The organism is Candidatus Viridilinea mediisalina, assembly GCF_002532535.1.
Classification (GTDB): Bacteria; Chloroflexota; Chloroflexia; order Chloroflexales; family Chloroflexaceae; genus Viridilinea; species Viridilinea mediisalina.
This window is the reverse complement of record NZ_NQWI01000162.1, coordinates 1-8,052: the sequence shown is the minus strand read 5'-3', so window position 1 is coordinate 8,052 and position 8,052 is coordinate 1. Positions and strand designations below refer to the sequence as shown.

7 protein-coding genes are annotated in these 8,052 nt (G+C 54.7%); all 7 read right to left on the bottom strand.

Annotated elements, in window-relative coordinates:
* Positions 1-168: 168 nt before the first annotated feature.
* From CJ255_RS20025 to CJ255_RS20000, 7 genes are read right to left on the bottom strand one after another with little or no spacing between them, the layout of a single operon-like run.
* Entirely contained in the window at positions 169-1,701 is a 1,533-nt protein-coding gene (locus CJ255_RS20025; RefSeq protein ID WP_245863615.1) for a flippase, read from the bottom strand.
* Between the two features lie 13 nt (positions 1,702-1,714).
* The gene (gene epsD, locus CJ255_RS20020; RefSeq protein WP_174714085.1) at positions 1,715-2,686 is read right to left on the bottom strand and encodes an exopolysaccharide biosynthesis glycosyltransferase EpsD; all 972 of its coding nucleotides are present in this window, start codon (positions 2,684-2,686) and stop codon (positions 1,715-1,717) included.
* 8 nt (positions 2,687-2,694) lie between these two features.
* Entirely contained in the window at positions 2,695-4,164 is a 1,470-nt protein-coding gene (locus CJ255_RS20015) for an O-antigen ligase family protein (protein WP_165774840.1), read from the bottom strand.
* 40 nt (positions 4,165-4,204) lie between these two features.
* Complete coding sequence (locus CJ255_RS23790; RefSeq protein WP_165774839.1) at positions 4,205-4,348, bottom strand: hypothetical protein; 144 nt, start codon at positions 4,346-4,348, stop codon at positions 4,205-4,207.
* An 8-nt stretch (positions 4,349-4,356) separates the two neighbouring features.
* The gene (locus CJ255_RS20010) at positions 4,357-5,082 is read right to left on the bottom strand and encodes a CpsD/CapB family tyrosine-protein kinase (protein WP_097645852.1); all 726 of its coding nucleotides are present in this window, start codon (positions 5,080-5,082) and stop codon (positions 4,357-4,359) included.
* A gap of 9 nt (positions 5,083-5,091) precedes the next feature.
* Positions 5,092-6,201, bottom strand: coding sequence for a GumC domain-containing protein (locus CJ255_RS20005; protein ID WP_097645851.1), 1,110 nt, complete (start codon positions 6,199-6,201; stop codon positions 5,092-5,094).
* A 9-nt stretch (positions 6,202-6,210) separates the two neighbouring features.
* Entirely contained in the window at positions 6,211-7,830 is a 1,620-nt protein-coding gene (locus CJ255_RS20000; protein ID WP_097645850.1) for an alpha-L-arabinofuranosidase family protein, read from the bottom strand.
* Between the last annotated feature and the right edge of the window lie 222 nt (positions 7,831-8,052).

The window sequence follows — 8,052 nt, the reverse complement described above, 5'->3', positions numbered from 1 at the left end:
CCGACTTTAGTCGGCTGAGGTCGCCGACACCCCCCGGATGCCGACTAAAGTCGGCACTACGACGGTAAAGCTGAAAGCATGTTTCTGAAACCTTCCCTTACCATTTGCGAGGGCGCACAGAGGCGAGGGCTTCGCGTCATCGCCTCTTCATCTCACGTATCGGCTCTCCTAACTCTTAGCCCCTTGCAACCGCGCTCGGATCTTGGTAAAGACCTCTTTCGCCAACTCTAGGTCTTCAGGTGGTAGCACGCGCAGGCGTAGAATGGCAACCAGGTAGATGATTGCACCCAGGGGCACGCCAAGAAAAAAGAAGCTGGTCGAGCGTAACCACCAGATGGCCAGCACCATCACGAGGGCGGCGAAGAGGCTCAGGCCACAGACGCGTAGATTGTCGGCCCCCAGAGTTCCTTTGGGCAATTGGTAGATCATGGCGAGCAAAATGCTCGCTTCGGTAATCATCAAGGCCAGGGCCCCGCCCAGAGCGCCATTGGCCAACGTCGTATCGCTCCAGGTGACGAGGATAAAATTGAGCGGCATGGTTGCGAAGGCGGCAACGATCATAATCAGATTGAGCGCATAGGTACGTTCGGCGGCCAACATCAACTGGCCGATAATCGTATTCAGGTAGGTGAAGGTCAAGACAATGCCCAACACCGCCAGCACCGTACCAGTCTGCACAAAGGCATCACCATAAAGGAGGCGCACAATCGGATCGGCAAAAGTGGTGAGGCCCAAGCCTACCGGCAGGCTCATGGTTAGCATCAGGTTAAAGATGCGTCGTGCTGCATAACTGAGGTGATCCTGGCCAGCAGCGTGGCTCCGAATGAGCGAAGGGAAGACGACGGTACCAATCGCTACCGGAAAGAACATGAGCGTGCCATAGAGTTTCGTTGCGGTACTATACCAACCCACCGCATCGGTAGAGGCAAGCCATGCGATAAAGAGGTAGCTAATCTGCTGGTAGAACATCACCGTCAAGGCGGTGATCAGATACTTGCGCGAAGCGAAGAGCATATCGCGGGCGGTGGGGAAATCGAAGCGCAGCCGCAGCGGGTATTGGCGAAAGAGGATGAAAGCCCCGCCAATGAAGCCAACCAGTGCCGCCATGATGCTGGCGAAGCTGATCCAGATGACATTGAAGCCCGCAAAGAGCAGCGCCAGGCTCAAGACGGTAAGCACAATCTTGTTGAGTACCGTCATCAGCGAGACAAAGGGCATCTGTTCGAGGCCCACGAGTGCAGCCATAATGGCGCTACTCAGAGCAGCAAAGAGCGTGGCCAAGCTAATTGTCCAGATCAGGGCACTCTGGACGGGATCAGCACCAAAGCTCAACTGCTCGTAGCCCCAGACCGCAAAGCAGCTCACGAGCCAGATGATCACCCGTAGGATCAGACTGGTACCAACCAGCGAACTGGTGCGTTGAGGATTGCGGGCGATCTCTTTGGTCAAATGGGTGTCCATGCCAAAGCTGATCACCACACCAACAATCAACCAGATCGAGAAGGCAATTGCAAGCTGACCAACGGCAAGGGGGCCAAGGATGCGGGGCTGAAAGATCGCAACGAGGAAGGCCATGGCCCATGTGAGCAATTGAGCCAGCATCATCAGACCAGCGTTACGCGCCATGCGCGTACCACTCGTCATGGGCGTTGCGGATGCGGATGCGGGAGGGGGCGGAGGTGGCAACGAGGGAGTATCCATAGTACCTATTTAGTCACACACTAGCCATGCCAAGAAAATATTGACGGCCTCCCAACTCATCAGCAACACCCTGGTAGTAGCGCAGATTAAAGATGCCACTCAGCGCAAAGCGTGAGAGTGAGCGCCACCCCAGGTTGTAGCTTCGCACTGCCAGGGCTTGCAAGCCGGTGGTAGACAGGCGACTCAGTGTGAAGCGATCCAGACAGAGCAAGACGAGCAGACGAACAAAGGGGTGGCGTTGGCAAAACTCTTTATACAGCACCCGATTGATCGAGGTTTCACCAGCGCGAGCAAAGATAATATCGTTACGTCCGTAGCTATATGGAATAGCGATCCATGCTTGCCAACTCCGTTCAGCATAATGATAGGCAATTGCTTTAGGATTGAAATAGAATTGAATCTTTGTACGTGCTAAACGGTAGCCCAACTCCAGATCTTCAGCCCGGCGGAAGCGCGCATCAAAGCCACCAACGGCCAGCAGGTAGCTGCGCGGCAGCGAGGTATTCCCCGAAAAGAACTGCCGCCCCGTAGGCTTCCACAGACCCTGCTCCATCGCACGATACTGCTTCATCAGCATCTCTTGCTCCCAGTCAACCCAAGGCGAGAGCTTGAAGTCTGAGGGGCTAAGGACAGGCCCCAAGACAACCGTAGCGGGTTGTTGCTGGTGAATACGCATATGCTCGCTCAGAAAGCTTGGCACCGGCAGTTCATCATCATCAATGAAGAGCACAATCTCACCCGTAGCACAGGCGATGCCCGCATTGCGCGCTGCCGCTGGCCCTTGATTCGCTTGGATGATGGTACGCAGGGCAAAACGCGGCTGCAACGTGGCCAAAAAGTCGTGTGTACCGTCAGTCGAGCCGTCAGAGACCACAATCACCTCAAAGGCATCGCAAGGATAATCTTGCGCTTCGAGGGCGGCTAAGACCCCTTTCAGACGGCCAAGGCGGTTGTAGGTGGGGAGGACAACGCTCAGTTGGTACATGGGATCGTTCAACCTTCTGTTGCAGCGGGTTGGGCGGCTATCTGCGGTAGAATATTGATCATTCCCATGACTGATCCAATATAGACCATGCTTGCCGTGTCCCAACACATGTCTACATAGCCAAAAACAAAGTGCATTAAAATATACATCGTTGCCCCAACGGCAATCGTGCGCAATTCACCATTGGGCATGGTGCGAATAACACGAGCGCCCATCATCAACGACCAACTGATCATATAGATCATGGCAAGAAATGCGCCCACCCCAGCCTTCATCCAGATCCAGAGCATTGAATTATGCGTAATATACTCCCAGAAGACAAAGAAACTAATATCAGCCATGGGCGCAATAATATAAAATTTCCGCCCAAAACCAACCCCCGTTAAGGGGGCTTGTTGGATGGTAAACATGGTATTGGCATTTTCAAGTTCACGATAGAGGTTTGAGGAGGCATCACGCTCATTGGCTTGGCCCAATACCGAACGCACCGCATTGACCGGCAGGCTCACCGGGCCGGAGCTATTCCAAAAGACCGCCAAGTAGACAATGCAGAAGACCGCCAGCGGTGGCGTAATGATTGCAAAGAGTTTGCGATTATCAAAGTAGAGAATCAGCATCACAAAAAAGAGCGCCAGCCCCAGCGCAATAAAACCCGAACGGCGATTGTTGCCCAAGATGCCAAGCATGAGCGTTGGTACCATGAGCGGCAGTACAATGCGCCATGACATGGGCCCTTTGAAGAGCAATGTGGCAACGGTTAAGACAATAATTGAGTTGAACTGGATGGACATCGCATGCTCGGCGATGCGATCTACACTCCCAATTGCAAAATTGAGGACTGTAGCTACATAGATCGAGGCCGCAATGCTCTTGACAAAGAGCGCAATAATTGCACACCAAAAGAGCGTAATCAACTGCTCTTTGGTCTTGATCAGGTTCGTGACGAAGAATAACAATGCTGGTAAACAATAGATTGCCCGTGTTTCCCAAAGGGCAATATTGAGATTGCCACCACGCACAATTCCAACTGCGAGGCCGAGGGTGATAAAAATGATGAACACGAGTACGGGCCAAAAGAGTGGCCCGGTTGTAAACTCCAATTTGCGCTCTACAAACCACATGCGGGCCAGCCAAGAGACAGCAGTTAAGACAATGCAAAGCTCAACCGGATTAAAAATGAGCGCATTACTAACAAAGAAGATTGACTCCTCACTCGAAAAGTTTTTGACAAAAGGATACCAGTAGAGCATCGCTATGTCACTGACCAGCGTAAATCCAAGCAGGCAATAGACCCCATAGCGTGGGTTGTAGAAAATTGCAAAAAGCACCCCAAAGAAGATCAACCAAGCAACTAAGGTGATCTGGGGGCCATTTCGCATCCCGACCAGCGCCATGATCGCAATGAAGCCAAAGGCCCAGAGCAGGAAGAAGCCATTCTTCAGCCACGCACGCCGCTGTTGCTCCTCCACAGAGGTCACACTAGGTTCAATTGAAGCATCGTACATGGCTCAGTATAATCTAGATACGATCAAAGAAGTAGTAGCCAATAGCCATCACAACCGCAATCCCGGCTACTACCCATGCCAATTTCTCCAAGGGTACTTCGTAGAGAAAGAGGCCACAGAGGAATGAGACAATCAGAAAGAGGAGGAAGAAACTCATGGCATGCGCTACCCTTGCGGAATGAGGTTGAGGAGCCAACGTGGGGCAGAAAAAGAAGATTGGTTAAGAATGATGCCTAATACCTGCTGCTCTTTTACATACTCAAGTACCTGTTTGACACTCGCAGTGCGCGTGATCCCTTGGCGAACCACAATGCAGCAGGCTTCGGCGAGGCTACTCAAGGCTAAGGCGTCGCTAGTGGCTAGCATCGCCGGGAGATCGAGGATGAGGTGATCGTACCGTTGGCTTAGGTGTTCGATGGTTTCGCGTAGCACGCCGCTGCGCGCAATATTATGACGGCGCTCGGCGGGCAGGAAGCCAGCAGGCATGAGTGTCAAGTTGGGCAGATTGGTCTTGATCAGCACCTCATCAAAGCTGGCATCCCCCGCGACAACCGCCGCAAGTCCTGGGGCTTCGGGGTTGCCGATCATCCGCCCAAATTCACTTTGCCACCAATTCAACTCCACGATACACACATCAATCGCAATATCGTGGGCCAAGGTGAGCCCGAACGCAAGACTTGTGTAGGTTACCCCTTCACCATGCAGCGCGGCGAGCATCGCCACACGTGCCGGTAAGCCCCCCCCGTAGACCTGTTCGGTCACCATGTGGCGAACGTTGCTCACAATCGCGGGAGGGAAATAGGACAACTCCTTGTCATCAGCGGTACGCAGGCTCAGCCCCGCATGCTGTGCTTGGAATGTTTGCTGCTTACGACGACCAAACAACTTCATCAGAGCCCTCTACTTGGGATTACTCTTGGGAGGGTTGGGCATGATCCCCAGTTGCGGCTGCGGTTCGCTCCGCTGCCGCATGGTCACTGGACGCATACGCGGCTGTTGACGCCAGCGCTGCAACCGTTCACGCCAACTCAGCTTGCCCTTAGGCACCACGGCCAATACCGGCAGGTTGAGCGTTTTGCGTACATCGAGGGCAAAGCGGAAGGTGTGATCAAAGATAGCACTCATGATGATGATCGCCACCCCCATTGCAGCACCAACCACCACAAAGATGGCGATGTCAATCACGAAGGCGGTGGTTGAACGACTATGCTCCATTGGCAACTGCGGCATATCAATGATCGTGTAGGTCTGGCGCGTTAAGGCTTCCGACTGGGCCAAGGCCAAACGGGCGCTCTCTTCGCTGCGCTTGGTCTCTTCAACCCGCCGCTCGGCGCGATCCACTTCGGCCCGCAGCCGTTCGATCTCCATCCGCTCATAGATGGGCCGTTCGCTCTGGGTTGGCTCCGGGTTATCCTGCAGGAAGAGCATCAGATTGTTGCGTGCGCGACGCAGATCATCTTGGTAGGGGCCAATCAGGTCGGCAAAGAAGTTCTGGGCCACCACACTCTCTTGGTAGTCGGCAATCAGTTTCCATTCGACATAGGTATCGAGTAACGCATTGACCACCTGCTGGGCTATCTCCGGTTCTTCGCTTGTGCCGGTGATGCGTACCGTCTTCTCACCGAGCGTACTCATACTGATCATCTTGCGGAAATCAGCAATGGCCTCTTGCAACTCTTTTGGGTCATCGCTTGCGAGCGATGCGGCCAAATCGGTACGTTCAAACGCGGCCACTGCAAACGAGCGGGTAGCGAGCAGTTCATCAATCTCGTCAATCGTGCGTTCAGCAGATGTCTTCGTCACCCACCAAGGCATCTCCGATGAGACGGCGGTCAATGATGCAAGGAGCGATTCCTTTTCGACATAGAGCGTACCAGACGAAGTGTAGGTTGGAGCCTTGCTCTGGGCCCAAAAGAAGCCAACACCCGCCATCACGGTGATGGCAATCAGGGCAATCCAGAGGCGCTTGAAGGCGCTCTCGATCAGTTTTAAGAGGATAATACGTACCATATGCTTTGCCTATGGACTAAAGCGCAGCAGTGTTATGGAGTATGGCGGAAAGCTCTGGGTTGTAAGATTAGCTACGAGGCCATGCTGTTCCGCCGGGGTAGCAAGGGCTGCGCTAGTTGTGCCTAAGATTCCATTATAGCGCAGGCTTTCACTCAGAAGCGAGTCGCTTTCGACCCAAATCCGTTCGAGGTTGAAGGGGCCAGGTTGGCCCACAAGCTGGATTTGAGGGTTGAGGGTGCGTTCGGTCTTGTTGATTGCCATCAGGGTGTATGCGCCGGTTTCATCGCGTCCGGCATAGAGACTCAGCACCGTATCAGCGGGAAAGGGGTTTTCTACAGGCAGCAGTTCAGTTCCAAAACGTTGCCAGAGGAACATGGCGTAGTATTGGGGGATGAGCTCGAAGCTGTCTACATCCACGAGGCCATAGTCTGTCCCATGGCCATTACTGTCCCTGCCATTGGCGAGGTTCCACTGGTTGGCAATGGGGATTCCCTGTTGGGCCATTTGGCCAATGGTATCGGCCAGATAGAGCGCATTGACGGCACGGATCATGAGGGATGGGCTATCGAGATCGAGGAAGGCTACAAGGTTGTACTCGGTGACGGCAATCGGTACCCGTTGCCCGTTGGCCGCATCCATAGCTGCGTGCAACCCGGCGATCATGGGCTGCCATGTGCGCTGGGGGATACGCAAAGCCTGTTCGACGCGCACGGCAGCCGAGCCGTCGAAACCATAGTGATGGACCACATAGAAATCGAGTGCTTCACCAGCAGCTTCAATGACGGTGCGGCCCCAACCGCTCCAGTCGTCAGGACGTTCAACCCCCACAGCCCCAACGAGGATGTCCGGATCAACCGCACGCATCGCTTCACGAAACTCAAGGTAGCCTTCGCGCCGCTCGGCCCCTTCACCGCGGCCAAAGATATACTCATTGGCATCACAGGTCCAGACCTCTTCCCAACCAAAGGGCGCACAACCCGGCCCGGTTGCGGCAACCGCCCCATAGATCTCATTGCCCACTTCCCAGAGGCGAATTGGGTAGGGCTCTGGGTGGCCGTGTTCCGCCCGCAGGCGCGCCCAGTGGCCCACCGTGTACCAGTCGCGCCCACGCACATCCACACCCAGGGGTCGCTCATCGTCTACGGTTCCATTGAAGAAGGCTACCAAGGCCGCTGCTTCAGTGGCCGTCCCATTGATCGAGACGGTCCAGATCGCCTCTTGGCCAGTTGCTTGCAGGAAGGCGAGGAAATCGCTTGGTCGTGCAGCCCAAGGCCAGTAGCAGTTCGTGTCGTTGCCTTGCTCACAGGCGCTCCAAGCGTAGTGGTTACTCCAACTGCCACCTGGCAAACGGATCAGAGTTGGCCCAAGATCAGTGACCCGCTCGCGCAAGTCTGGATTGGCTAGGCGCTCTGGCCCAAGCCAGGCCGGCAGATTGGTGCCCAACAAGCGTGGATCGATAGCTTGCGCCGGCCCTGCGGTCATGATACGGATCGCATCGTGTGGCGCAGATGCCTCATTGGTCGTCACGCCACGCGCAGGCGCTACGGCTTCGTTGCTCGCCGCCGATTCGGTGGTGCAGCCAAGGAGCAACAAGCAGGCCAACAAGCATGTGAGGAAGAAGGGTTTCATAGTGGGAGAGATTGATACCATTGCAGATTGCCGAACATGCCGTCTCAATCTGAATAGTACATGGGCGAGCATCGTAGTGCCGACGTTAGGGAAGCAGAGATTGTTACGTATCCCAGCAACTTGTCATGCTGAATAGGACATGGGGCGCAGGCATCGTAGTGCCGACGTTAGTCGGCTGAGGTCTTTGGCAGCGATGGGAGCCGACTAACGTCGGCACTACCT

Coding starts and splice junctions, on each gene's coding strand:
- CJ255_RS20000 (WP_097645850.1), bottom strand. CDS start 7,830: ATGAAACCCTTCTTCCTCACATGCTTGTTGGCCTGCTTGTTGCTCCTT.
- CJ255_RS20025 (WP_245863615.1), bottom strand. CDS start 1,701: ATGGATACTCCCTCGTTGCCACCTCCGCCCCCTCCCGCATCCGCATCC.
- epsD (WP_174714085.1), bottom strand. CDS start 2,686: ATGTACCAACTGAGCGTTGTCCTCCCCACCTACAACCGCCTTGGCCGT.
- CJ255_RS23790 (WP_165774839.1), bottom strand. CDS start 4,348: ATGAGTTTCTTCCTCCTCTTTCTGATTGTCTCATTCCTCTGTGGCCTC.
- CJ255_RS20005 (WP_097645851.1), bottom strand. CDS start 6,201: ATGGTACGTATTATCCTCTTAAAACTGATCGAGAGCGCCTTCAAGCGC.
- CJ255_RS20010 (WP_097645852.1), bottom strand. CDS start 5,082: ATGAAGTTGTTTGGTCGTCGTAAGCAGCAAACATTCCAAGCACAGCAT.